This window comes from Pseudomonas sp. NPDC086566, from assembly GCF_050280885.1.
GTDB lineage: Bacteria > Pseudomonadota > Gammaproteobacteria > Pseudomonadales > Pseudomonadaceae > Aquipseudomonas > Aquipseudomonas vlassakiae.
The window spans coordinates 49,919-73,143 of the sequence record NZ_JBNNWD010000015.1 but is presented as its reverse complement, the minus strand read 5'-3'; the positions used below and the strand labels follow the sequence as shown (position 1 = coordinate 73,143).

Below are 23,225 nucleotides of genomic sequence, written 5' to 3'. Positions count from 1 at the left end.
AGGCTGACAACCATGGCGTAACAGGTTCGGCACGTTGCAACAAATGTAGGAGCGGATTTATCCGCGATGCGCCGCGCGGGCGGCGCTCGATCTCAAATCCCCCGCATGCATCAAGCCCTACACCCCCGCTACAACCCCAACCGCAACGCCTCCCCAACCCCCGCTCCCCGCCCATCGTCCGCCGCGCTGACCAGGGCAAAGTTGTACGCCCCATGCGACCAGTAACGCGCCTCCAGCTGCCCATCCACCCGTTGCCCTTGCGGCATGCGCTCATAACGATCACCCGGCGAGCGCAGGAACAGGCTGATGCGCTGGCCGTTGCGGTCCTGGAACACCAGCAGCGCCGCCGGCCCCTGTTCGTTGCTGAGCAACCGCGCGCCCACCGGCTGAAAACCGTAACCCTCCAGGTCCGGCAACTGCCCCACGCGGCTGAAATGCCGGCCCAGCCAGTCACGCAGTTGCGCCGGGTCACTGGCCTGGATATCCAGTGCCTCACTGCCGGCGAACAACCGATGGGCCTGCACCGCATCGGCCATCGGCAATTCATTGCTGGCCAAGGTCACCTGCCGCGCCTGCCAGCCACCCAGCCCGCCGACACCCATGGCCAGCAGCAACACCGCCGCCGAAGCCAGCCGTCGCTGCCGGCGCTGGCGCACCCGCTGTTGTACCTGACGCAGGTCGAGCGTGGCTGCTCCAGGCTGCTCGGCAAACCCTGCCAAGGCCGTACGCAGGCGCCGGGCATCGCTGCGCCAGGCCTCGACCCGCGCCGCTTGCTGTGGGTTGGCCGCCAGCCAGGCCTGCACCTCGGCGCGCCGCGCGGGCTCCAGGCGGTCGTCGATGTAGGCGTGCAGTTCGTCTTCACCAGGAATCAGGCGTGTCATTTGAGTCTCCGCAAAGCCGGCGGCTGGGGGTTGCCTTCAGTCAGTTCACGCAAGGCTGCACGGGCACGCGACAGGCGCGACATCACCGTGCCAATAGGGATTTCCAGGGCTGCCGCCGCTTCCTTGTAACTGAGCCCCTCGATGCTGACCAGCAAAAGCAAGGCCCGCTGTTCGGTCGACAGTTGGGCGAAGGCCTGCAAGTCGGCCTGGGCCAGGACGATGTCCTCGGTGTTATCACCCAGCGCTTCATGCTCCACCGCGCTGCGGCCGAACCACGACAGCCAGCGGGCATGCAAGCGCTCGCGGCGCTTGGCATCGAGAAACAGCCGATAAAGAATGGTAAACAGCCAGGCGCGCAGCGCCTCGGCTTGGCGTTGCTGGCCGCGGCGGCTCAAGGCACGCTCGACCGTGGCCTGGACCAGGTCATCGGCACTGCCGGGCTCACGGGTCAGCCACAGGGCAAAGCGGCGCAAGCGCTGCAACAGCTCACGCCATTGCTGTTCGTCCAGATCGTGCATGGTCAGGTACCGGGCGCTGGGGTTGTCAGTGTAGGGGCAGACGCCCGGCAAGAAAATTTATTCCCGCCGGGGGGAATAAGTTTTTCCCCAGGCCGTCGTACCGCCACCTTCACTGAACCGGATGACCACCATGAACTCACCCTTGCAAGGCCCCGCCAAAGCGCTGCGCCTGGCCGGCATCGGCGCCGTGATGCTGGCGCTGGGCGCCGGTTTCGCCTATGCCGCAGGCTGGATAGGCGGGCAGCAGCTGACGCCACAACGCATCATCGACACCTTCGAGGCCCAGGCCGGGCACTACCCAGGCTATCGCAAGAACCACGCCAAAGGCCTGTGCGTCAGTGGCTACTTCGAGCCCAGCGGCCAGGCCGCAACCTTGTCGACGGCACGGGCCTTCAGCCAGGCGCGGGTGCCGGTGATCGGCCGCTTCGCCATCGGCGGTGCCAACCCGTTCGCCCCGGACACCGGCATACCGGTGCGCAGCCTGGCGATCCAGCTGAGCACCGATGACGGCCAAGTCTGGCGTACCGGCATGAACAACCCGCCGGTGCTGGCGGTCAGCACACCGCAAGGCTTCTACGACCAGGTGCTGGCCGGCGCGCCAGACCCGGCCACTGGCAAGCCAGACCCGGCAAAGCTGCAGGCATTCTTCGCCGCCCACCCGGAAAGCGCGGCATTTCGCCAGTGGGCGGCCAACTACAAACCCAGCGACAGCTTCGCCAGCACCCAGTACCACAGCATCAATGCCTTCCGCCTGATTGACGCCCACGGCACGGCGCACCCGGTACGCTGGCAGCTGGAACCGCAAACACCCTTCACCGCCCTGCCCGGCCAGGTCGACGACAAACAGTTCCTCCAGCACGACCTGCAACAGCGCCTGGCCCAAGGGCCACTGCGCTGGACCCTGCGCCTGGTGCTGGCCGACCAGGGCGATGCGGTGGACGACCCGGCACGTCCCTGGCCGGCCGAACGCCGTAGCGTCGACGCCGGCACCCTGGTGGTCGAACAGGTCGACGCCCCCGAACAAGGCGCCTGCCGTGACCTGAACTTCGACCCGTTGATCCTGCCCGGTGGCATCGAACCGTCCGCCGACCCGATCCTCGCCGCCCGTTCGGCGGCCTATTCGGAATCCTTCAACCGCCGCAGCCGCGAGTCCCTCGGCGCAGGAGCACAGCGATGAAACCTGAAGTCTTCCACCCTTTGGCGCGCCTGGTGCACTGGCTGATGGCAATCCTGATCATCAGCATGCTGTTCATTGGCGTGAGCATGGTCGGCGACCTGTCAACGCGCCACCCGCTGCTGGTCGAACTGCACAAGGCCACAGGCCTGGCGTTGCTGTTACTGGTGATCGTGCGCATCGGCCTGCGCCTGAGCTTGCCACATCCGCCCTTGCCGGCCGACCTGCCTGCCTCGCAACGTGTTGCCGCAGGCGCCTCGCACCTGTTGCTCTACGCCCTGATGCTGGCCATGCCGCTGCTGGGCTGGGCGATGCTGTCGGCGGGCGGCTATCCACGCCCTCTGCAGCTGCCGGCGATCGCCCCGCACGACCTGCAGCTGTACGCCGTGCTGCGCCAGGCCCATGGCTGGGCCGGCTACCTGCTGTTCGGTACTGTGCTGGTGCATCTGGGCGCGGCCCTGATGCATGCGTGGGTGCGTCGGGACGGCGTGTTGCGTAGCATGTGGCCAGGCCACGGGCGGCGCAGCGAATGACAGGCTGACGCCGGGCGGGCTCGACCATGACCATTCTTACTCATCTCGACAGCTAGCTTGTCGACCTGCTCTGGACTGCCCGATGAACGCCGCAAAGGACCCTGCCGTGCTTGCCCCTGCCAATACCCTGGACATGCGCCCGCTGCTGCTGGCCAACATGGCCTGCACCATGTCGATGATGGCCTTCGTCGCGCTGATCGGGCCGATCTCGCGCCTGCTGGGCATGGCCACCTGGCAGGCAGGCGCGGCGGTAACGGTGGCCGGCGTGGTCTGGGTATTGCTCGCGCGCCCTTGGGGGCGATTGTCCGACCGCCTGGGGCGTCGCCGCATCCTGCTGATGGGCAGCGCTGGCTTCACCCTGGCCTACTGGCTACTGTGCCTGTTCGTCGAAGGTGCGCTGCGCTGGTTGCCCGGGGCGGGCCTGGCGTTCGTCGGGCTGATGCTGGCGCGCGGTTGCATCGGCGCCTTCTACGCTGCCATACCGGTGGGCTGCAATGCGCTGATCGCCGACCATGTCGAACCGCAGCGCCGGGCACGGGCCATGGCTTCACTGGGCGCGGCGAATGCCGTCGGCCTGGTGGTAGGGCCGGCGCTCGCAGCCGTGCTGGCCCAGCACAGCCTCAGCCTGCCGTTTCACATCATGTCGTTGCTGCCGGCCAGCGCCTTCCTGGTGTTGCTGTTCAAGCTCAAACCCCAGCCCCTCGCCCAGCATCATGCACCCAGCCCGGTTCGGCTCAGCGACGCCCGCCTGCGCCGGCCACTGCTGGTGGCGTTCAGCGCCATGCTCAGCGTCACGGTTTCGCAGATCGTCGTCGGCTTCTTCGCCCTCGACCGCCTGCAACTGGCACCGACCGATGCCGCGCAGGCTGCCGGTGTCGCGCTGACCACCGTCGGGGTGGCGCTGATCCTGTCGCAGGTGCTGCTGCGCCAGCTGGAGTGGCCGCCGTTGAAGATGATCCGCGTCGGTGCCAGCGTCTCGGCGCTGGGTTTCGCCGCTGGCGCGCTGGCCACCGCGGCGCCCTGGCTGTGGAGCTGCTATTTTGTTGCTGCGGCCGGCATGGGCTTTGTATTCCCGGCGTTTTCCGCGCTGGCAGCCAATGCCATGCAGGCCTCGGAACAAGGTGCCACCGCCGGCTCGATCGGCGCAGCCCAAGGCATGGGGGCGGTGATCGGCCCGTTGGCCGGAACGCTGGTCTACGCCCTGGACCCACGCCTGCCGTTCGTGGCGGTGGCACTGCTGTTGCTGCTTGTCGGGCTATGGCCGCTGCCACGTGACCAACGCGCCTGAAAGCACAGCGCGCAAGCGTGCAGAGTATGTTTTAATGCGTCGCTAATTATTTTAAACACCTCTGATTACAAGGCGGCTATGGACACGGGGACGCGACTCAAACTGGTGCGTGAACGCAACAACCTCTCCCAACGGGAACTGGCCCGCCGCAGCGGGTTGACCAATTCGACGATCTCGCAGATCGAACAGAACCGTGTCAGTCCATCGGTCAGCTCCCTGAAAAAACTCCTCGAAGGGATCCCCATGACCCTGGCCGAGTTCTTCAGTTTCGACGAACCGGTGCGCGAAGAGCGCTTCGTGTTCCGCGCCAGCGAGCAGCCGGACCTGGGCCGCAACGGCCTGCGCATGCTGCTGGTCGGTGCCAGCGTCGAGGCCCGCCAGATGCGCATGCTGCGTGAACTGTATGCCCCTGGCGCCGACTCCGGCGAACCGATCGTCCATGCCGAAGGCGAAGAATGTGGCCTGGTTACCCGTGGCACCGTGGAGCTGTGGGTCGATGGCCAGGTGAGCATCCTCAACTCGGGCGATGGCTACTACATCCCCACTACCCTGCCGCACAGCTTCAAGAACATTGGCCCGGACGAGGCAGAAATCATCAGCGCCAACACCCCGGCGAATTTCTGAGCCAGGTTTGGCCTCGCCCCGTGGCGAGGCCATCCAGCTTCAACGGCTCAACGCTTCTTCGACGAAATCCAGGCGATCCTGGCCGAAGAACATCTCCCCGTCGACAAAGCAGGTCGGCGCACCGAACACACCCCGTGCAACCGCTTCCTCGGTCACTCGCTTGAGTTCGGCCTTGACCTCGCCATCCGCCGCCAGCGCATGAAATGCCGCAGGGTCGAAGCCGGCCTGGCGCAGGGTTTCATCCAGTACCGCGGCATCACTCAAGTTGCGCCGGTGTTCCCACAGCCCCTTGAACAGCACGGCCAACAACGCGTCGAACTGCGCTGGCGCACGAAGCTGCATGCCAAGGGTGCCGCGCATCAGGGTCAGGGTGTTCACCGGGAACCCCGGCGGCAGCCCGAACGGCACGCCATAACGGCGGGCGTAACGGCCGAGATCGATGGACATGTAGCGGCCCTTGGCAGGGATCATCGCCGGTGATGCGTTGCCGGTGGCCTGGAACACCCCACCCAGCAGCATGGGCCGGTAGACCAGGGCCGCACCATGCCGGGCGCAAAGGGCAGGCAGCTGGGTCCAGGCCAGATAACTGGCCGGGCTGCCCAGGTCGAAGTAGAACTCCACAGTTTTGCTCATACGTCACGCTCCTTGCTCAGGCAGGCTTACCAACGCTCCATCCATGGACGCAGGTCCAGTTCGAAGGTCCAGGCATCCCGGGGCTGGGCATGCAAGAACCAGTAGCTGTCGGCGATGTGCGCCGGGTCGAGAATACCGTCCTGGTCCTTCAGCGCGTAGCGTTCAGGGAACGTGTCACGAATGAACGCGGTGTCGATGGCCCCATCCACCACCACGTGGGCCACGTGGATGTTGCGCGGGCCAAGCTCGCGCGCCATGCTCTGGGCCAAGGCGCGCAGGCCATGCTTGGCCCCGGCGAAGGCGGCGAAACCGGCAGCCCCACGCGTGCCTGCGGTGGCACCGGTGAAGAGGATCGTGCCGCGCTCACGGGTGACCATGCGCCGGGCCACGGCCTGGGCGGTGAGGAAGCCGGCGAAGCAGGCCATTTCCCAGATCTTGAAGTATTTGCGCGGGGTCTCCTCAAGGATGCTGCACGGCACGTTGGCGCCGATATTGAAGACAAAGGCTTCGATCGGGCCAATATCACGTTCGATGGTTTCGACCAGCTCGGCAACTTCCTCCTCTTTGCGCGCATCCGAGCCGAAACCATGGGCCTGGCCCCCTTCAGCGCGGATCTCGTCGATCAACGGCTGCAGCTTATCGGCCTGGCGGCGCGTGACACAGGCGACATAACCCTCACGTGCAAAGCGCTTGGCGATTGCACCGCCGGTGGCGTCCCCGGCGCCGATCACCAGCACCACTTTTTTTTGTTCTGCCATGCCTGACCCTTTTAGTGAATGATCGTTTAGTAAACGAACGCTATGTTATGCTCGCCCCATCGTCAAGCAGCGCGAAGAGGTCGTGCATGCGCTACTCCACCGAACACAAGCAGCAGACCCGCGAGAAGCTGCTGGCCAGCAGCGGCGCGCTGGCCAAGCGTGGCGGCTTTTCCAGTACCGGCGTGGCCGGGTTGATGAAGGCCATCGGCCTGACCGGCGGTGCCTTCTACAACCATTTCCCGTCCAAGGACGACCTGTTCACCGAGGTGGTCCGCCAAGAGCTGTGCAACAGCCCGCTGGCCCGCCTGGCCAATCAGGGGGCCAGCCGCGAACGCCTGGCCCGTTGCCTGCAGCAGTACCTGAGCCTGGCACACCTGCACAATGCCGAGGGCGGCTGCCCGCTGCCACCGCTAGGGGTGGAAATCGCCCGCGCCGACCAGCCTGTGCGCGAAGAGGCCGAGCACTGGCTGGTCGCCTTGCATGGGGCATGGAGCGAAACCCTTGAAGACCCGGCGCTGGCCTGGGTGCTGATCAGCCAGTGTGTCGGCGCCCTGGTGGTTGGGCGCATGCTGGCCAGTGAGGAGGTGCAACAGCAGTTGCTCGATGCCAGCAAAGGCTTTGTCGACGGGGCATTGAATGAAGCCCGTTAGCCTGCTGCTGGGGCTGCTGCTGGCAGCGCCCGCCCTGGCCGAACAGGCCTGCCCGGCCGGGCAGTACCAGGTGTGTCTGATGGGCTGTTTCTGCGCGCCGATCGACCCCGGCCAGGCCGGGCAGATACTGCAGGATGTCGAGACCGTAGCGTCGAGCAGCCTGGCGTTTGCCTTGCAACAGGCGCGCGACGAGGCCACTGCCAGCGGCAGTCAACCGATCCCTTTGCACATCCGCGCACAACTGGAGCCCTGGTATGACTTTGCCGTACTCGATGCAGCGCGCTACCGGGTCGGCGACGAGCAGCAAGTCACGGCGGCCAACGCCATGCTGCAGAACCCGGACGTGAACGCGGTCACCCTGATCGACACCATCATCTTCCGTCACGCCAGCGATGCCGAGGACAACGTGGCCTTGTGGGCGCACGAGCTGAAGCATGTGCAGCAATATCAGCAGCTGGGCGTGAATGAGTTTGCCCGGCGTTATACGCGCAACTATGAAGAGCTGGAGGGTCCGGCCTACAAGATCGAGGCCGAGGTGGGCAAGGCATTGCGCGAGCGCAGTTCGGGGCAGGCTCGATGACCTGCACCGGCCTCTTCGCGGGTAAACCCGCTCCCACAGGACCTTCACCGGCCTCGAAAGCGGTGCAGTACTTGTAGGAGCGGGTTTACCCGCGAAGAGGCCAGTACAGGCAACATCTAGCGATCAGGACGAAGCGGTAGCGCCCTCACCCGCCTGCTCACGGCTGGCATAGCGCTGCGCCAGTACCGCACACACCATCAGCTGGATCTGGTGGAACAGCATCAGCGGCAGAATCATCGCGCCGATGCCGCTCCCCACGAACAGCACCTGGGCCATTGGCACGCCAGTGGCCAGGCTCTTCTTGGACCCGGCAAACAGGATGGTGATGCGGTCTTCCAGGTTGAAGCCCAGCAGCTTGCCCAGCAGGCGCGTACCGAACAGCACCACCGCCAGCAGGATGCCGCAGACGGCGAACAGCCCGGCCAGGTGCTGCGGCGAAACGGTGTGCCACAGGCCGGTGACCACGGCTTCGCTGAACGCGGTGTACACCACCAGCAGGATCGAACCCTGGTCGACGCTCTTCAGCCAGCGGGCATTCTTCTTGACCCACGCACCGATCCAGCGACGTGCAATCTGCCCGGCCACGAAAGGCACCAGCAACTGCAGCGTGATCTTCAATACGGCATCCAGCCCCGACCCCGTATCGCCACTGGCGCCCAACAGCATCATCACCAGCAGCGGCGTCAGGAAGATGCCGATCAGGCTGGAAGCCGCCGCGCTGCAGATGGCAGCCGGCACGTTGCCGCGGGCCAGCGAAGTGAAGGCGATGGCCGATTGCACGGTGGCTGGCAGCGCGCACAGGTACAGCACGCCAAGGTACAGCTCATTGCCCACCAGTGGCACGAACAGCGGCTTGAACGCCAGGCCCAGCAGCGGGAACATCACGAAGGTGCAGGAGAACACCAGCAGGTGCAGACGCCAATGACCAGCGCCGGCAATGATTGCCTCACGCGACAACTTGGCACCGTGCAGGAAGAACAGCAGGCCGATCGCCAGGTTGGTCAGCCAGCCGAAATACACCGCGCCGTCGCCCGAGCAAGGCAGCACGGTGGCGATCAGTACCACCCCGAGCAGGCACAAGGTGAAGTTGTCGAACAACATGCGCAAATACTTCATAACAGTTTCCATCTTGTCGTTGTGCAGGGCATGACGATAAGGTCCTGGGTTTTTTCCCGCTAACGCCGGAACCCCCATTGGTGTCGCTCAACGGACACGCCCACGAAAAGGACCCTTTGCATGCCACGCCTACGTCTAGCTCCACTGCTGATGCTGTTCGGCCTTGCCTCGGCGCACGCGGCCGAGCCGCTACAGGCCCAGGTCGACGAGGTCATCCGGCCGCTGATGAAACAACAGGACATCGCCGGCATGGCCGTGGCGGTCTATGCCAACGGCCGGGCCCACTACTTCAGCTATGGCGTGGCCAGCAAGGCCGACGGCAAGCCGGTGACCGCCGACACCCTGTTCGAGATCGGGTCACTGAGCAAGACCTACACCGCCACTCTCGTGGCGCTGGCCAGCGCCGAAGGCAAGCTCGACCTCCAGGCCCCTGCCCGGCGCTACCAGCCCGCGCTGGCCGGTTCGCCCCTGGGCGAGGCCAGCGTGCTTGAGCTGGGTGCCTACAGCGCCGACTGCCTGCCGTTGCAGTTCCCCGATGAAGTACAGACGCCCGAGCAGACCCTGACGTTCTTGCGCAACTGGAAGCCGCGCGCCGAGCATGGCACCCAGCGCTGCTATTCCAACCCGAGCCTAGGCCTGTTCGGCGACCTCGCGGCGCGTGCGCAACATACGCCATTCGCAACCGTCATGACCCAACACCTGCTACCGCAGATGGGCCTGCAGCACACCTACCTGCAGGTTCCGCAAACAGCGCAGGCGCTGTACGCGCAGGGTTATGACGCGCAGAACCGCCCGGTGCGCGTCAGCCCCGGCCCCTACGCCGACGAAGCCTACGGCATCAAGACCAGCGCCAGCGACCTGCTGCGCTACGTGCGCCTGCACATGCAGCCTGGCAAACTGCCGCCGGCACTGCGCAAGGCCACCGCCATCACCCAGGCCGGCTACTTCAAGGTGGGCGCCATGACCCAGGGCCTGGGCTGGGAGCGCTACCCGTACCCGGTCGCGCTGGACACGCTGGTCGATGGCAACAGCCCGCGGCTGATTCGTGAGCCCCAGGCCACCCAACGCCTGAACCCGGCGCTCCCGGCCCTGCCTGCAGCCTGGTACAACAAAACCGGGTCCACCAACGGTTTCGGCGTCTACGCCGCGTTCATCCCGTCCGAAGGCAAGGCCATTGTCCTGCTTGCAAACCGCAATTATCCCAACGAAGCCCGTGTGCGCGCGGCCTTCCAGATCCTCTCCAACCTCGACCGCTGAGTCGATTGCCAGACAATGCGACAAGAATGTAGTGCCAAAAAATATTCACTACAAAAGCATTGACGACGTTCATCAGCCTTGTGCATGATGAGGCCGTCTCCCTGATCGGGAGCGGTGGCAAGGGTGTTCCAGACGGCTTGCGCGGTAACGCAGGCCGTCCGTGGAGAGGGAATCTGTCCAAAAGGCAGCGTGAGAAAGCCCCTGTTGCGATGCTGCTGTAGCAGCCTTGGTAGTGCGCTACAACCTGTGGCGCCAACTGTGACAATCAACAACAAATAGGTGATGGGGGCTTTATGATGAACTTGAACGACAATCCGACTATCGACCAACTGGCCCAGCTGTTCGCGGTACGCAAGGACAGCCTTGACGACCACCTGCTGTGGGTCAGCCAGACCGGCGAGGTGCGCATCGACCGCCTGCCGCCGAACACGGTCGAAGATGAATTCGAAGCGCACCTGCCCAGCATGCGCGCCCGCTTCAAGGTCTACCGCCGTGGCCAGGGCTACGTCGGCAAGAAGGCCGCCGCCGACACCGAGTTCGTCGGCCGCGTGCTGCAGACCCTGCAACAAGAATGGCCCGCCGCCCGTGAGCGGCAGGCAGTCAAGGTGATCGATCCGCTGAACTGAGGGGTTGGCCACCACTTATGGAGCCCGGTCTGCATAGGCCGGGCTTTTTCATGCCCGCTGTCGTCGCTGCGGCATCGGTAACGCACCGATCGCCAGCGCCCGGGCCCGGTTCACCCCCCACACCAGCGCACGGGTCATGGTTTCGCCGGGCCGCGCCGGGTAGTACTCCTCCAGCAGTGCCCTGCCGTCCTGCCCGTAAAGCCCAAGGAACAGCTGCGTCGCGCCGAGCCGCGACAGGCGCACCTGGATATCCAGCGAAGTGCCGTCGCTGAGCACTTCGTCATGGCAGCGGCTATGCAGCTGTGCATCGGCCCACTGCCAATAGGTCTCGTCCCTGACTCGCATGGAAAATCAATCCTCCCTTTCCTGGATGCCGCGCCAGAAGACCACAACTGCGCCGCCGCCGCGAGAGCAACCCGCGGTTACCATGAGCGGGATCAAGCAACCGCAACAAAAACCCCGCCGTTGGGCGGGGATCTGTGAGCAGGTTCACCTTTTTGCAGGCCTATTTCCTGGCCGGCACCCTGGGTGTGAAGCGGCCCTTCTTGATGCGCTGCAGGTAGGCAGGCTTGAGGTCTTCCGATTCCTCCAGGGTCATATGGACGAAGCCCAGGCGAAACGCCGCCTGACCGCAACGCACCTGGCTGTTGATCGGAAATGCATCGTTGGTGTCTTCGAAAAAGGACTCGCTCATGCCCTATCTCCATTCAGTGGCGACCGCGTCAGCCAGCAATGGGCTGACCTGAAAAACGCGACCTGTGCCAGTGAGACTAGCCGGTCACAAGCAGACCGCCCGGACGAAACCTGCAGACCCGACCAGTGGCATTTGGCTACTTCAGCCGCACGGCAGTACCGGTGGCGAACACCACGACCATGCCGCCTTGCACCGACGGCATGCTGATCTCGAAGTCCACGCCCACCACTGCATCGGCTTGCAACTGCCGTGCCCGCGCCATGAGCTCTTCAGTGGCCTGCTCGCGGGCCTCACGCAGGGCGCTCTCCAGGGTTTGCGAACGGCCGCCGAAAAAATCGCGGAAACGTGTGAAGAAATCGCGCACGAAATTGATGCCCTGCACCGATTCGGAGCTGACCACGCCAAGGTACTCGGCGATCGGCCGGCCCTCGAGCTGGCTGGTGGTGGAAATGATCATGTTGCGCTCCTTGGCCTTGCAAAAAAGGCCAAGTCTAACAAATGCGCCGGTGGCTTCCGCTACTGCGCACTGGCCGCCCGCAAGCGCTGCCCCAGCTTTGGTCCGAACACATTGACCAGCAAACCAAGCATCACCAGCAATGCGCCCCAGCCCTGGGTAGCCGTCAGCCGCTCACCCAGCAACCAGGCTGACGAACTCAGGCCGATGACCGGCACCAGCAGCGAAAACGGTGCCACCTTGCCCGCCGGGTGGCGCGACAGCAGCTTGCCCCACAGGCTGTAGCCGATCATGGTGGCAACGAATGCGAGGTACGCCAGCGCCAGCACCGAGCTCCAGCCGATATTGGCCAGCGCATGGCCAATCCGCTCCGGCCCTTCCAGCCACCACGACAACGCCAGGAACGGCAGCGGAGGAATCAACCCGCCCCAGATCACCAGCGCCACCAGGTCCACCGAACCGAAGCGGCGGGTAATGATGTTGCCCATGCCCCACATGGCCCCGCCACACAAGGTCAGCAGCAGCGCCACCAGCGGTACATGGCCGCTGTCCTCGCTACCGATCAGCGCCAGCCCGCTGGCCGCCACTATCAGGCCGAGCACGCTGGCCAGACGCAACCGTTCACCGAGGAACAGCGCGGCGAAACCAAGCGTGAAGAACGCCTGCGACTGCAGAACCAGCGACGCCAGGCCCGGTGGCATGCCGCTGTACATGGCCTGGAACAGGAAGGCGAACTGGCCCAGGGAGATGGTCGCACCATAGGCGATCAGCCAGCCCCACGGCAGCTTCGGCCGCTTGACCAGCAGCACCGCCGGAAACGCAACCAGCAGAAAACGCAATGCCCCGAGCAGCATCGGCGGCAAGCCATCGAGGCCGACCTTGATGACCACGAAATTGACTCCCCAGGCGACAATCACCACCAGGGCGATCAGTAGGTCCTTGAGCGGCATTGCAGCTTCCTTCTTCCGGCGTTCTAGACATATTTCGTAACAGCATAAGGCCATTTTCCACACAGCGACCAGCACAGTTATGGCCAACCCTTGCGCTACAGATTGTCTGTTATGCCCGCAGTCTTCACTTGACCCTACTTGTATAGACATGCTGATATCAGGCAGACGCCATCCGAGCAGCACGCCGGCGATGACCCTCCCCTGACACAAAAACAATGAAGTGGAGCCCCTCAATGTCCCGCAAATCCGTGCTCGAACGGCGCTCTATCGACTACATCCCGGAAGCCGAGCGTCATGGCAAGCTGTACAGCCAGTTCACCCTCTGGCTCGGCGCCAACCTGCAAATTACCGCCATCGTCACTGGCGCACTGGCCGTGGTGCTGGGCGGCGACGTGTTCTGGTCGCTGATCGGCCTGCTGCTGGGCCAGCTGATCGGCGGCGCGGTCATGGCCTTGCATGCGGCCCAGGGCCCGCGCCTGGGCCTGCCGCAGATGATCTCAAGCCGCGTCCAGTTCGGTGTCTATGGCGCCGCCATCCCGATGGTGCTGGTGTGCCTGATGTACCTTGGCTTCACCGCTACCGGCACGGTACTGTCCGGGCAGGCCATCGGCCAGTTGCTGAGCGTCAGCGACAGCACCGGCATCTTGGTCTTCGCCTCGGTGATCGTGCTCGCCACCCTGGCCGGCTACCGGGTCATCCACTGGATCGGCCGGGTTGCCAGCGTGTTGGGCATCATTGCCTTCGTCTACCTGTTCAGCCGCATCCTGATGCTCGCCGACATTGGCCAGTTGCTGCAGAACCGTCACTTCAGCTGGGCCACCTTCCTGCTCGCGGTGTCGCTGGCGGCCTCCTGGCAGATCGCCTTCGGCCCCTACGTGGCAGACTACTCGCGCTACTTGCCGAGCAACACCTCGGCAGCGAAGACCTTCCTCGCTGCCGGCCTCGGTTCGGTCATCGGCGCCCAGGCATCGATGATGCTGGGCGTGTTCGCCGCAGCGATCGCCGGCGGGCAATTCAGTGGGCGTGAAGTGGCCTACATTGTCGGCCTCGGTGGTGCCGGCAGCACTGCCGCGCTGCTGTACTTCAGCATCGCGTTCGGCAAGGTGACGATCTCGACGCTGAATTCCTACGGCAGCTTCATGTGTATTGCCACCATCATCAGCGGCTTCCGGGGCCACCTGGCAATCAGCCGCTTGCAACGCCTGGTGTTCGTGCTGGCCATCGTCGGCGCCGCCACCCTGGTGGCCCTGCTCGGCCAGCATGCGTTCCTCAGTGCGTTCAAGTCGTTCATCCTGTTCCTGCTGACCTTCTTCGTGCCCTGGAGCGCGGTCAACCTGGTGGATTACTACTTCATCACCAAGGAGCGCTACGACATCCCTGCCCTGGCCGACCCGGAAGGCCGCTACGGCCGCTGGAACTGGCCTGGCATCAGCGTCTACACCCTCGGCGTGCTGGTGCAGATGCCGTTCATCGACACCAAGCTGTACACCGGCCCAATGGTCGCGCACCTGGGTGGCGTGGATGTGTCGTGGCTGATCGGGCTGGTGGTGCCGAGCGTGCTCTACTACTGCGTGGCGCGCCGGCGTGCCGCCGAGGCACCTGCCAGCCTGATCGTGCCGCAGGCGCACTGATTGCCGCTGAACGGGCGGCTGTCAGTCGCGATAGCCAGGGGCGACTCGCTCCAGCAATCGCAACAAAGCCGCCCATGCCAGTTGCAGCGCATCCGGATCGCTCAGCTCGCCCTCCTTCAGTGCCCGCATCGGCGCATTGAATTGCCGCTCGGTATGCGCGCACACCGCTTCCGGCGGCAACACTAGCTGCCCGGCGCTCTGCGCCGCCAGCTGGATCTCGCAAGCCTTCTCCAGGTAATACATCCGCAAGAACGCCTCGGCCACCGAGCGCCCGGTGGTCAGCAGGCCGTGGTTGCGCAGGATCATCACCGGCTTGTCGCCCAGGTCTGCCACCAGCCGCTGCTGCTCGTCCAGGTCCAGCGCGATGCCTTCATAGGCGTGGTAGGCGACCTTGCCATGGAACTCCATCGACATCTGGTTGACCGGCAGCAACCCGCACTCCAGCGCCGCCACCGCGCAACCGGCGCGGGTGTGCGTGTGCAGCACGCACTGGGCGTCCTCGCGGGCGGCATGGATGGCGCTGTGGATGACGAAGCCGGCCGGGTTGACCGGGTATTCGGTGGGCGCCACCGGGCGGCCTTGCAGGTCGATCTTCACCAGGCTCGAGGCGGTGATTTCATCGAACAGCAGGCCGTAGGGGTTGATCAGGAAATGATGCTCGGGGCCCGGCAGGCGCAGGGAGATATGGGTAAAGATCAGGTCCGACATGCGGAAGTGGGCAATCAGGCGATAGCAGGCAGCCAGTTGCTGGCGCAGGGTCTGTTCGGTGGTGTCCATTGTCGTTGTTCCTGTTGGCAGTTCGGGGCTGCAGGGCAGCCCCGACAAGCTACATCATTTACTGGCCCAGGCATTGAAGCGTTGCTCCAGCTCCTCGCCGTGATCGACCCAGAATTCCACATTCATCGCCAAGGCACCTTGCAGGTTCGCAGGCGAGGTCGGCACCCAGCTGGCCAGCGCCGGGTCAAGCCGGGCCGCCGCCTGGGTGTTGGTCGGTCCGTAGGGAATCTGCTGGACGTAACGCACCTGGGTATCCGCCTGGTTGGCATAGCTGATCAAGCGTTTCGCCTGCTCGACATGCTTCGAGCCCTTGATGATCGCCCAGTAGTCCATGCCATACAGGCTGCCGGGCCACACCACCGCCAGCGGGCTGCCTTGCTGCGCGGCCACGGCGATGCGGCCGCTGTAGGTCGAGGTCATCACCACGTCACCTGCGGTCAGCCACTGCGCCGGTTGCGCGCCGGCATCCCACCACTGGATATACGGCTTGAGCTCGGTGAGCTTGGCGAAAGCCCGCTCGACGCCTGCCGGGGTCGATAACACCTTGTAAACGTCATCGACCTTGACCCCATCGGCCAGCAAGGCGAACTCCAGGTTGTACACCGCGCGCTTGCGCAGGCCACGTTTGCCCGGGTACTTCTGCACGTTCCAGAAGTCGGCCCACGAGGTCGGTGCATGGGCCAGCTTGTCACGGTCGTAGGCGATCGCCACGCTCCATACCAGCGCCGCCGAGCCGCAATCCTGGGCGGCAGCGGGGATCAGTTCGGCGGTGTGCCCCAGGCGCTGCCAGTCGAGGTGCTCGTAGATGCCCTCGTCGCAGCCGCGCATCAGGTCCGGCCCCTCGATCTGCACCACGTCCCAGTCGACGTTGCCGGTATCGGCCATGACCTGGATGCGCGCCATCTCGCCGTTGTATTCGCTCTGGATCAACTGGCTGCCGTCCTGGGCACTGAAAGGCTGGAAGATCGCCACATCCTGGGCTTTCTGACCGGCGCCGCCATAGCCGACCACGACCATCTGCGGCGCCGCTTGCGCACTGCCCAGGCCCAAGGCCAGCAGCGCTGCGCAAAGGCCGGTACTGCGAGGAAATGCCTGCATCGAGTTGCCTCCTGTCGGTACCGCCGAGCGTTAGCTCGAAGGCCCGTTTGTTGTTGTAGTGAGGTCACGCGCCACGGCCGTGGCGGGGGAAAAGCTAGTCGGGCATCAGTAAAAAAACAAGTTGATTTTTTACTGGCGCTACACTTTCATGAGGAAAACAAGAACGACACTGCACCGGAGCCGCCCGCATGACGACCGCCTTCGCCCACCTGTTCGAACCCCTGCAGATCCGCGGCAAACGCCTGAAGAACCGCATCATGTCGACCGGCCACGACACCTGCCTGCCCACCGACAACCTGGTCAACGACAAGCTCATCGCTTACCAGCGCGCCCGTGCCGCCGGGGGTGTCGGCCTGATCGTGCTGCAGGTGGCCGGGGTGCATGACAGTGCCCGTTACACTTCGCATGTGCTGATGGCCACTGACGACGCCTGCATCGACGGCTACCGGCGCCTGGCCGAAGCCTGCCATGCCCACGGCACGGTGGTGCTGTCGCAACTGTTCCACCCGGGGCGAGAAATCATGGAATCGGCGGACGGTCTGCTGGCAGTGGCCTACTCGGCCTCGTCAGTGCCCAACGAACGCTTCCGGGTAATGCCACGGGCGCTGGACCAGGCGATGATCGACGAGATCGTCCAAGGCTACGCCAGCGCTGCGCGGCGCCTGCACCAGGCAGGGCTGGACGGTGTCGAGGTGGTGGCCAGCCATGGCTACTTGCCGGCGCAGTTCCTCAACCCGCGGGTCAATCAGCGCCACGACGGTTACAACGGCGCACTGGAACAGCGCCTGCGCTTCCTGCGGGAAGTGTTGGCAGCGGTCAGGGCGGCCACCGACGAGGAGTTCATCGTCGGCCTGCGCATCAGCGCAGACGAGCGCGACAGCGAGGGCCTCAGCGAGGACGAATCGCTTGCCGCCGCCCAGGCCCTGCAAGACCAGGTCGACTACCTGCACATCGTCGCCGGGACCTCGGCGTCGCTGGGGGGCGCCGTGCATATCGTGCCGCCCATGGCCATCGCCCCGGCCTACCTGGCACGCGAAGCCGCCACCTTCAAGCAGCACCTGCACATCCCGCTGTTCGTCACCGGGCGCATCAACCAGCCGCAGGAAGCCGAGCTGATCCTCGCGCGTGGCCAGGCCGACGTGTGTGGCATGACCCGCGCGCTGATCTGCGACCCACAAATGCCGGCCAAGACCGAGCACGGCAACGTCGAGGACGTGCGCGCCTGCATTGCCTGCAACCAGGCCTGCATTGGCCACTTCCACCGCGGCCTGCCGATCTCCTGTATCCAGCACCCCGAGACCGGGCGCGAATTGCAGTACCAGCACCCAGCCCCCGCTACTGCGCGCAAGCGCATCCTGGTGGCGGGCGGCGGCCCCGCAGGCATGAAGGCCGCAGCCGTGGCTGCCGCCCGCGGGCATGACGTCACGCTGTACGAAGCCAGTACACACCTCGGTGGCCAGATACAGCTTGCCCAACTGCTGCCACGGCGCAGCGAGTTCGGCGGCGCCAGCACCAACCTGCAGCGCGAGATGGAACTGGCCGGGGTACGCGTAGTACGTAATACGCGTGTTGACCGCACATTGGTCGAACGCGAACGCCCCGACCTGGTGATTGCCGCCACCGGCGCCACGCCCTACTGGCCCTCGTTCGAACGTAGCGGCGAGCTGCAGGTGGTGGACGCCTGGCAGGTCCTGCGCAATGAAGTCACCCTCGGCCGCTCGGTGCTGGTGATCGACTGGCGCTGCGACTGGATCGGCCCCGGCATCGCCGAGCGCCTGGTCCGCGAAGGCCACCAGGTGCACCTGGCGGTGAACGGCACCCACTGCGGCGAAACCCTGCCGCTGTACGTCCGTGACCAGATGGCCGGCGAACTGCACCGCCTGGGCATCCCGATCACACCCTATGCCCGCCTGTACGGGTGCGACGACAACACCGTCTACCTGCAGCACACCGCCAGCGGCCAACCGATGGTCTTCGACGGTATCGACACCCTGGTACTGTGCCTCGGCCACCAGCCTCAGGACACCCTGGCAACGGAACTGGCAGGCCTGGTGGAGGTACGGCGCATTGGCGACTGCCTGGCCCCGCGCACGGTCGAAGAGGCGATCCATGAGGGCCTGACAGTTGCCTGGGCACTCTGAGGCTGTCCATACTGCGGCTTTCCCGATGGACCGAAGCGCATGAGCCAGCAACCCCAGTTCCCGCCCGCCGCCGCAGACGGTGGCAGCGCGCCACAGTTCCTCGGTGGCCGCATCCGCGGCCTGCGCAAGCGCCGCGGCATGACCCTGGCGGAGCTGGCGGCGCACAGCGAGCTGACCGCCGGCTACATCAGCCAGCTGGAGCGCAACCTGTCATACCCGTCGATCCCGGCGCTGTTCAACATTGCCCGCAGCCTCGGCGTGACCATCCAGTGGTTCTTCGCCAGCGAAGCCACCACCGCACCCGAAGACCAGGGTTACGTGGTGCGGCGCAACAGCCGGTTGAGCGTGCATTACGAGGACGGCATCGTCGACCAGCTGTTGACTCCGCAACCCAACCGCCAGCTGGAGATGCTGCATTCGCGTTTTCCACCAGGCACTTACAGCCAGCAGAGCTACAGCCATGAAGGTGACGAAGCGGGCTATGTGCTCTCGGGCAGTTTCGAAGTGTGGGTGGGTGAACGCCACTTCCTGCTCGGTGAAGGCGACAGCTTCAGTTTCTCCAGCCAGGAGCCGCACCGCTACGGCAACCCTGGCGAGGTGGATGCCGTGGTGATCTGGGTCATCACCCCGCCCACATTTTGAAAGTCGCACGGCCGGCGCACCTTGCAGCTGACGCTTGCGCCCGTTGCATTTGCGCTTTTCTCCGAACCCATGGCATAGATGCAGGTCCACGTCCTCAGGTGGACGCTTTCGCGCTTTCCAAGGAGACCCCCTGCATGAGCAAGCCCACATATGTCCCGCCCAAGGTCTGGCGCAACGATGCCGCGTCTGGTGGCCAGTTCGCCAGTATCAACCGGCCGATCGCCGGGCCGACCCATGACAAGGACCTGCCCGTCGGCAAGCACCCGCTGCAGCTGTACTCCCTGGCCACCCCCAACGGTGTCAAGGTCACCATCCTGCTCGAAGAACTGCTCGCCCTGGGCCACAGCGGCGCCGAATACGACGCCTGGCTGATCCGCATCGGCGAGGGAGACCAGTTCTCCAGCGGCTTCGTCGAGGTCAACCCCAACTCGAAGATCCCCGCCCTGCTCGACCGCAGCGTCGAGCCGCCGGTGCGGGTGTTCGAGTCCGGTTCGATCCTGCTGCATCTGGCGGAGAAGTTCGGCGCCTTTCTGCCCAAGGCCCCGGCTGCACGCACCGAGAGCCTGAACTGGCTGTTCTGGCAGATGGGTGCCGCGCCTTACCTGGGCGGCGGCTTCGGCCACTTCTATGTGTACGCGCCGGAGAAAATCGAGTACGCGATCAACCGCTTCACCATGGAAGCCAAGCGCCAACTCGACGTGCTGGAGCGCCGCCTGGCGGTCAGCCGCTACCTCGGTGGTGACGAATACAGCATCGCCGACATCGCCGTGTGGCCGTGGTACGGCCAGCTGGTGCGCGGCAACCTGTATGGCGCGGCCGAATTCCTGGCGGTGGAGGACTACCCGCAGGTCAAGCGCTGGGCCGAGGAAATCGCCCAGCGCCCGGCCGTGCAGCGTGGTACCCGGGTCAACCGTACCTGGGGCGACGAAGCCAGCCAGGTGCCCGAGCGGCACTCGGCGGCCGACCTGGACTGAGGCGGACGGGGCCGCAGTGCGGCCCCGACAATGCCCCGTTGCAAAAAACCATTTCTGCCGCGCAAACCTCCCAGCCCTGATCCCTTCTTGTACACTCCTCGCACTAGCCCCAACCTGCACAAATTTTGGTGAAAGCATGATCGAGGTAACCGAGGTTTCCATTGCCGAGCTGCGCGACGCACTCGAAACGGGCCGCACGACGGCGGTAGAGCTGGTCAAGGCCTACCTGGCGCGCATCGACGCCTACGATGGAGCCGACACCGCCACCGCGTTGAACGCCGTAGTCGTACGCAACCCTGATGCGCTCAAGGAAGCCGAGGCCTCCGACGCCCGCCGCGCCAAGGGCCAGACCCTGAGCCCGCTGGACGGCATCCCCTACACCGCCAAGGACAGCTACCTGGTCAAGGGCCTGACCGCCGCCTCCGGCAGCCCGGCGTTCAAGGACCTGGTCGCCCAACGCGACGCCTTCACCATCGAGCGCCTGCGCGCCGCCGGTGCCGTGTGCCTGGGCAAGACCAACATGCCACCGATGGCCAATGGCGGCATGCAGCGTGGCGTCTACGGTCGCGCCGAAAGCCCGTACAACGCCAAGTACCTGACCGCCCCCTTCGCCTCCGGCTCGTCGAACGGTGCCGGTACCGCCACCGCCGCCAGCTTCAGCGCCTTCGGCCTGGCCGAAGAAACCTGGTCGAGCGGCCGCGGCCCTGCCTCGAACAATGGCCTGTGCGCCTACACCCCGTCGCGTGGCGTGATCTCGGTACGTGGCAACTGGCCGCTGACTCCGACCATGGACGTGGTGGTGCCGTATGCCCGAACCATGGCCGACCTGCTGGAAATCCTCGACGTGGTGGTTGCCGACGATGCCGACAAGCGCGGCGACCTGTGGCGCCTGCAGCCATGGGTACCGATCCCGGCTGCCTCCTCGGTGCGCCCGGCGTCCTACTTGGACCTGGCTGTCGATGCCAGCTCGCTCAAGGGCAAGCGTTTTGGCGTACCGCGCATGTACATCAATGCCGACGCCGAAGCCGGCACCTCGGAGAAGCCAGGCATCGGCGGCCCGACCGGCCAGCGCATCGTCACCCGCGACAGCGTCATCGCCCTGTGGCAACAGGCTCGCCAGGCTCTGGAAGCGGCTGGCGCCGAAGTGCTGGAAGTGGACTTCCCGCTGGTATCCAACTGCGAAGGCGACCGCCCGGGGGCGCCGACCGTCTACAACCGCGGCATCGTCAGCAAGGAATTCCTCCATGACGAGCTGTGGGAGCTGTCGGGCTGGGCCTTCGACGACTTCCTGCGGGCCAACGATGACCCCAAGCTCAACCGCCTGGCCGATGTCGACGGCCCGCAGATCTTCCCGCACGACCCGGGCACCCTGCCCAACCGTGAGGACGACCTGGCCGCTGGCATGGACGAATACGTCAACATGGCCAAGCGCGGCCTGAAGACCTGGGACCAGATCGAGACCCTGCCCGATGGCCTGCGCGGGCTGGAAAAAACCCGCAAGATCGACCTCGAAGACTGGATGGACGCGCAGGGCCTGGACGCCGTGCTGTTCCCGACCGTGGCCGATGTCGGCCCGGCCGATGCCGACGTCAACCCGGCCTCGGCCGACATCGCCTGGAGTAACGGCATCTGGGTCGCCAACGGCAACCTGGCGATCCGCCACCTGGGCGTGCCGACCGTGACCGTACCAATGGGTGTGATGGCCGATATCGGCATGCCGGTGGGGCTGACCTTTGCCGGCAAGGCGTATAGCGACAATGCGCTGCTGAGCTTTGCCGCGGCCTTTGAATCGACCGGTTCGCGCCGGATGGTACCGCCGCGTACCCCGCCGCTGGGCTGACCATCCTGGCCCCGGCGTCGACCTGCCGACGCTGGGGCCAGCTGATATGACAGGCGCAAAAAATGCCACGGCGAACTCATACCACCGGTCACCCTGTCATCAGAATATTCATTTCCTCCTGTACCACTGAACCCGCCGCTGCCGAATCATTTCACCTGCAACAACCGCCGCGCAGACGAAATACTCCATCCGCCCTTTCGATCTGCGGCAAGTGAAGGCACAATGCGGATCTTTTTTTTGGCCGGCCTGGCCGGGGGCCTTTAAATGATCAAGACGCCGTACTACCTCATCGACAAAACCAAGCTCCTGCGCAACATGGAGAAGATCGCCTACGTGCGTGAAAACTCCGGTGCCAAGGCGCTGCTCGCCCTCAAGTGCTTCGCCACCTGGTCGGTGTTCGACCTGATGCAGCAGTACATGGACGGCACCACCTCGTCCTCGCTGTTCGAGCTCAAGCTCGGCCGCCAGAAGTTCGCCGGCGAAACCCACGCCTACAGCGTGGCGTGGGCCGATGACGAAATCGAGGAAATGCTCGAGAACTGCGACAAGATCATCTTCAACTCGATCGGCCAGCTGCAGCGTTTCGCCGAACAGTCCGAAGGCAAGGTCCGCGGCCTGCGCGTCAACCCGCAGGTGAGCAGTTCCGACTACCTGCTGGCCGACCCGGCCCGCCCGTTCAGCCGCCTCGGCGAGTGGGACCCGGTGAAGATCGAACAGGTGATCGAACAGATCTCCGGCTTCATGTTCCACAACAACTGCGAGAACGGTGACTTCGGCCTGTTCGACAAGATGCTGACACACATCGAAGAGCGCTTCGGCCACCTGCTGCACAAGGTCGAGTGGGTCAGCCTGGGTGGCGGCATCCACTTCACCGGCGAAGGTTATGCCCTGGACGCCTTCTGCGCGCGCCTGAAAGCCTTCTCGGAAACATACGGCGTGCAGGTCTACCTGGAGCCGGGCGAAGCGGCCATCACCAACAGCGCCTCGCTGGAAGTGACCGTGCTCGACACCCTGTACAACGGCAAGAATCTGGCGGTGGTCGACAGCTCGATCGAAGCGCACCTGCTCGACCTGCTGATCTACCGCCTCAACGCCAAGATGGCCCCCAACGACGGCGAGCACACCTACATGGTCTGCGGCAAGTCGTGCCTGGCCGGTGACATCTTCGGCGAGTACCAATTCGATCGTCCGCTGGCCATCGGCGACCGTCTGTCGTTCATCGACACCGCCGGCTACACCATGGTCAAGAAAAACTGGTTCAACGGTCTGAAGATGCCATCGATCGTGGTCAAGCAGCTCGACGGCAGCGTCGAGGTGGTACGCGATTTCGGTTTCGAAGACTACGTTTCCAGCCTGTCGTAAGACCGGCTACCCAAGTAAGGAGCA

The 23,225-nt window shown here is 64.9% G+C and carries 25 protein-coding genes; 14 read left to right on the top strand and 11 right to left on the bottom strand.

The genetic code is table 11. The features are described 5' to 3' along the window. Positions 1–128: 128 nt before the first annotated feature. Entirely contained in the window at positions 129–881 is a 753-nt protein-coding gene (locus tag ACQKPS_RS25765; protein WP_427606043.1) for an anti-sigma factor family protein, read from the bottom strand. After that, positions 878–1,399 (bottom strand): sigma-70 family RNA polymerase sigma factor, encoded by a 522-nt coding sequence (locus ACQKPS_RS25760; protein WP_283725331.1) that lies wholly within the window; start codon positions 1,397–1,399, stop codon positions 878–880. Before ACQKPS_RS25760 ends, ACQKPS_RS25765 begins: the two co-directional genes overlap by 4 nt. Before the next feature lie 130 nt (positions 1,400–1,529). On the opposite strand from ACQKPS_RS25760, the gene ACQKPS_RS25755 reads away from it, so the two are divergent. From ACQKPS_RS25755 to ACQKPS_RS25740, 4 genes are all read left to right on the top strand, one after another. Next, positions 1,530–2,576, top strand: a complete 1,047-nt coding sequence (locus tag ACQKPS_RS25755) for a catalase family peroxidase (RefSeq protein ID WP_427606040.1) — start codon at positions 1,530–1,532, stop codon at positions 2,574–2,576. Beyond that, positions 2,573–3,106 (top strand): cytochrome b, encoded by a 534-nt coding sequence (locus ACQKPS_RS25750; protein WP_313202378.1) that lies wholly within the window; start codon positions 2,573–2,575, stop codon positions 3,104–3,106. The genes ACQKPS_RS25755 and ACQKPS_RS25750 overlap by 4 nt, the downstream gene beginning before the upstream one ends. Positions 3,107–3,188: 82 nt before the next feature. After that, a complete protein-coding gene (locus tag ACQKPS_RS25745; protein WP_313202377.1) occupies positions 3,189–4,394 on the top strand; it encodes an MFS transporter in 1,206 nt (401 codons plus the stop codon). 78 nt (positions 4,395–4,472) lie between these two features. Then, entirely contained in the window at positions 4,473–5,018 is a 546-nt protein-coding gene (locus tag ACQKPS_RS25740) for a cupin domain-containing protein (RefSeq protein ID WP_054887330.1), read from the top strand. 39 nt (positions 5,019–5,057) lie between these two features. Here the strand turns inward: ACQKPS_RS25740 and ACQKPS_RS25735 are convergent, their stop codons facing one another. Next, on the bottom strand, positions 5,058–5,651 hold the full coding sequence (locus ACQKPS_RS25735; RefSeq protein ID WP_254485184.1) for a 2-hydroxychromene-2-carboxylate isomerase: 594 nt from the start codon (positions 5,649–5,651) through the stop codon (positions 5,058–5,060). A 26-nt stretch (positions 5,652–5,677) separates the two neighbouring features. Beyond that, positions 5,678–6,409, bottom strand: coding sequence for an SDR family oxidoreductase (locus ACQKPS_RS25730; RefSeq protein WP_427606037.1), 732 nt, complete (start codon positions 6,407–6,409; stop codon positions 5,678–5,680). 86 nt (positions 6,410–6,495) lie between these two features. Between ACQKPS_RS25730 and ACQKPS_RS25725 the strand changes: the two genes are divergently transcribed. Then, positions 6,496–7,059: a TetR/AcrR family transcriptional regulator gene (locus tag ACQKPS_RS25725; RefSeq protein WP_427606035.1), complete on the top strand. Its 564-nt coding sequence runs from the start codon at positions 6,496–6,498 to the stop codon at positions 7,057–7,059. Then, a complete protein-coding gene (locus ACQKPS_RS25720; RefSeq protein WP_427606033.1) occupies positions 7,046–7,639 on the top strand; it encodes a DUF4157 domain-containing protein in 594 nt (197 codons plus the stop codon). The genes ACQKPS_RS25725 and ACQKPS_RS25720 overlap by 14 nt, the downstream gene beginning before the upstream one ends. Before the next feature lie 123 nt (positions 7,640–7,762). Here ACQKPS_RS25720 and ACQKPS_RS25715 read toward each other — a convergent pair whose 3' ends face one another. Next, on the bottom strand, positions 7,763–8,755 hold the full coding sequence (locus ACQKPS_RS25715) for a bile acid:sodium symporter family protein (protein ID WP_427606031.1): 993 nt from the start codon (positions 8,753–8,755) through the stop codon (positions 7,763–7,765). Positions 8,756–8,875: 120 nt separating this feature from the next. Between ACQKPS_RS25715 and ampC the strand changes: the two genes are divergently transcribed. Continuing rightward, a complete protein-coding gene (gene ampC / locus ACQKPS_RS25710) occupies positions 8,876–10,012 on the top strand; it encodes a class C beta-lactamase (protein WP_427606029.1) in 1,137 nt (378 codons plus the stop codon). A gap of 293 nt (positions 10,013–10,305) precedes the next feature. Continuing rightward, positions 10,306–10,638, top strand: coding sequence for a hypothetical protein (locus ACQKPS_RS25705; RefSeq protein WP_054887337.1), 333 nt, complete (start codon positions 10,306–10,308; stop codon positions 10,636–10,638). 48 nt (positions 10,639–10,686) lie between these two features. On the opposite strand, the gene ACQKPS_RS25700 is transcribed toward ACQKPS_RS25705, so the two are convergent. From ACQKPS_RS25700 to ACQKPS_RS25685, 4 genes are all read right to left on the bottom strand, one after another. Beyond that, on the bottom strand, positions 10,687–10,983 hold the full coding sequence (locus ACQKPS_RS25700; protein WP_099813939.1) for a hypothetical protein: 297 nt from the start codon (positions 10,981–10,983) through the stop codon (positions 10,687–10,689). Between the two features lie 160 nt (positions 10,984–11,143). After that, on the bottom strand, positions 11,144–11,332 hold the full coding sequence (locus ACQKPS_RS25695) for a hypothetical protein (RefSeq protein ID WP_254485178.1): 189 nt from the start codon (positions 11,330–11,332) through the stop codon (positions 11,144–11,146). 136 nt (positions 11,333–11,468) lie between these two features. Continuing rightward, a complete protein-coding gene (locus ACQKPS_RS25690; RefSeq protein WP_254485177.1) occupies positions 11,469–11,789 on the bottom strand; it encodes a YbjQ family protein in 321 nt (106 codons plus the stop codon). A gap of 59 nt (positions 11,790–11,848) precedes the next feature. After that, a complete protein-coding gene (locus ACQKPS_RS25685; RefSeq protein WP_254485176.1) occupies positions 11,849–12,736 on the bottom strand; it encodes an EamA family transporter in 888 nt (295 codons plus the stop codon). A gap of 233 nt (positions 12,737–12,969) precedes the next feature. On the opposite strand from ACQKPS_RS25685, the gene ACQKPS_RS25680 reads away from it, so the two are divergent. Beyond that, positions 12,970–14,367 carry a purine-cytosine permease family protein gene (locus tag ACQKPS_RS25680; RefSeq protein ID WP_427606026.1) on the top strand — a complete coding sequence of 466 codons (1,398 nt, stop codon included), beginning with the start codon at positions 12,970–12,972 and terminating at the stop codon, positions 14,365–14,367. Between the two features lie 21 nt (positions 14,368–14,388). Here ACQKPS_RS25680 and ACQKPS_RS25675 read toward each other — a convergent pair whose 3' ends face one another. Next, positions 14,389–15,144 (bottom strand): class II aldolase/adducin family protein, encoded by a 756-nt coding sequence (locus ACQKPS_RS25675; protein WP_254485174.1) that lies wholly within the window; start codon positions 15,142–15,144, stop codon positions 14,389–14,391. Between the two features lie 54 nt (positions 15,145–15,198). After that, the gene (locus tag ACQKPS_RS25670; protein WP_427606023.1) at positions 15,199–16,242 is read right to left on the bottom strand and encodes an ABC transporter substrate-binding protein; all 1,044 of its coding nucleotides are present in this window, start codon (positions 16,240–16,242) and stop codon (positions 15,199–15,201) included. Positions 16,243–16,430: 188 nt separating this feature from the next. On the opposite strand from ACQKPS_RS25670, the gene ACQKPS_RS25665 reads away from it, so the two are divergent. The 5 genes from ACQKPS_RS25665 to ACQKPS_RS25645 all read left to right on the top strand — a co-directional run bounded on the left by ACQKPS_RS25665 (position 16,431) and on the right by ACQKPS_RS25645 (position 23,201). Beyond that, a complete protein-coding gene (locus ACQKPS_RS25665) occupies positions 16,431–18,383 on the top strand; it encodes an FAD-dependent oxidoreductase (protein ID WP_427606021.1) in 1,953 nt (650 codons plus the stop codon). A gap of 39 nt (positions 18,384–18,422) precedes the next feature. After that, complete coding sequence (locus ACQKPS_RS25660; protein ID WP_176510322.1) at positions 18,423–19,025, top strand: helix-turn-helix domain-containing protein; 603 nt, start codon at positions 18,423–18,425, stop codon at positions 19,023–19,025. 134 nt (positions 19,026–19,159) lie between these two features. After that, entirely contained in the window at positions 19,160–19,999 is an 840-nt protein-coding gene (gene yghU, locus ACQKPS_RS25655; protein WP_254485171.1) for a glutathione-dependent disulfide-bond oxidoreductase, read from the top strand. Positions 20,000–20,135: 136 nt separating this feature from the next. Next, a complete protein-coding gene (locus ACQKPS_RS25650; RefSeq protein ID WP_254485170.1) occupies positions 20,136–21,839 on the top strand; it encodes an amidase in 1,704 nt (567 codons plus the stop codon). A 264-nt stretch (positions 21,840–22,103) separates the two neighbouring features. After that, a complete protein-coding gene (locus ACQKPS_RS25645; RefSeq protein WP_254485169.1) occupies positions 22,104–23,201 on the top strand; it encodes a carboxynorspermidine decarboxylase in 1,098 nt (365 codons plus the stop codon). The last annotated feature ends 24 nt before the right edge of the window (positions 23,202–23,225 follow it).

Excerpts from the sequence above, each read along its gene's own strand:
- ACQKPS_RS25765 (WP_427606043.1), bottom strand. The coding sequence starts at position 881 with ATGACACGCCTGATTCCTGGTGAAGACGAACTGCACGCCTACATCGAC.
- ACQKPS_RS25760 (WP_283725331.1), bottom strand. The coding sequence starts at position 1,399 with ATGCACGATCTGGACGAACAGCAATGGCGTGAGCTGTTGCAGCGCTTG.
- ACQKPS_RS25755 (WP_427606040.1), top strand. The coding sequence starts at position 1,530 with ATGAACTCACCCTTGCAAGGCCCCGCCAAAGCGCTGCGCCTGGCCGGC.
- ACQKPS_RS25750 (WP_313202378.1), top strand. The coding sequence starts at position 2,573 with ATGAAACCTGAAGTCTTCCACCCTTTGGCGCGCCTGGTGCACTGGCTG.
- ACQKPS_RS25745 (WP_313202377.1), top strand. The coding sequence starts at position 3,189 with ATGAACGCCGCAAAGGACCCTGCCGTGCTTGCCCCTGCCAATACCCTG.
- ACQKPS_RS25740 (WP_054887330.1), top strand. The coding sequence starts at position 4,473 with ATGGACACGGGGACGCGACTCAAACTGGTGCGTGAACGCAACAACCTC.
- ACQKPS_RS25735 (WP_254485184.1), bottom strand. The coding sequence starts at position 5,651 with ATGAGCAAAACTGTGGAGTTCTACTTCGACCTGGGCAGCCCGGCCAGT.
- ACQKPS_RS25730 (WP_427606037.1), bottom strand. The coding sequence starts at position 6,409 with ATGGCAGAACAAAAAAAAGTGGTGCTGGTGATCGGCGCCGGGGACGCC.
- ACQKPS_RS25725 (WP_427606035.1), top strand. The coding sequence starts at position 6,496 with ATGCGCTACTCCACCGAACACAAGCAGCAGACCCGCGAGAAGCTGCTG.
- ACQKPS_RS25720 (WP_427606033.1), top strand. The coding sequence starts at position 7,046 with ATGAAGCCCGTTAGCCTGCTGCTGGGGCTGCTGCTGGCAGCGCCCGCC.
- ACQKPS_RS25715 (WP_427606031.1), bottom strand. The coding sequence starts at position 8,755 with ATGAAGTATTTGCGCATGTTGTTCGACAACTTCACCTTGTGCCTGCTC.
- ampC (WP_427606029.1), top strand. The coding sequence starts at position 8,876 with ATGCCACGCCTACGTCTAGCTCCACTGCTGATGCTGTTCGGCCTTGCC.
- ACQKPS_RS25705 (WP_054887337.1), top strand. The coding sequence starts at position 10,306 with ATGATGAACTTGAACGACAATCCGACTATCGACCAACTGGCCCAGCTG.
- ACQKPS_RS25700 (WP_099813939.1), bottom strand. The coding sequence starts at position 10,983 with ATGCGAGTCAGGGACGAGACCTATTGGCAGTGGGCCGATGCACAGCTG.
- ACQKPS_RS25695 (WP_254485178.1), bottom strand. The coding sequence starts at position 11,332 with ATGAGCGAGTCCTTTTTCGAAGACACCAACGATGCATTTCCGATCAAC.
- ACQKPS_RS25690 (WP_254485177.1), bottom strand. The coding sequence starts at position 11,789 with ATGATCATTTCCACCACCAGCCAGCTCGAGGGCCGGCCGATCGCCGAG.
- ACQKPS_RS25685 (WP_254485176.1), bottom strand. The coding sequence starts at position 12,736 with ATGCCGCTCAAGGACCTACTGATCGCCCTGGTGGTGATTGTCGCCTGG.
- ACQKPS_RS25680 (WP_427606026.1), top strand. The coding sequence starts at position 12,970 with ATGTCCCGCAAATCCGTGCTCGAACGGCGCTCTATCGACTACATCCCG.
- ACQKPS_RS25675 (WP_254485174.1), bottom strand. The coding sequence starts at position 15,144 with ATGGACACCACCGAACAGACCCTGCGCCAGCAACTGGCTGCCTGCTAT.
- ACQKPS_RS25670 (WP_427606023.1), bottom strand. The coding sequence starts at position 16,242 with ATGCAGGCATTTCCTCGCAGTACCGGCCTTTGCGCAGCGCTGCTGGCC.
- ACQKPS_RS25665 (WP_427606021.1), top strand. The coding sequence starts at position 16,431 with ATGACGACCGCCTTCGCCCACCTGTTCGAACCCCTGCAGATCCGCGGC.
- ACQKPS_RS25660 (WP_176510322.1), top strand. The coding sequence starts at position 18,423 with ATGAGCCAGCAACCCCAGTTCCCGCCCGCCGCCGCAGACGGTGGCAGC.
- yghU (WP_254485171.1), top strand. The coding sequence starts at position 19,160 with ATGAGCAAGCCCACATATGTCCCGCCCAAGGTCTGGCGCAACGATGCC.
- ACQKPS_RS25650 (WP_254485170.1), top strand. The coding sequence starts at position 20,136 with ATGATCGAGGTAACCGAGGTTTCCATTGCCGAGCTGCGCGACGCACTC.
- ACQKPS_RS25645 (WP_254485169.1), top strand. The coding sequence starts at position 22,104 with ATGATCAAGACGCCGTACTACCTCATCGACAAAACCAAGCTCCTGCGC.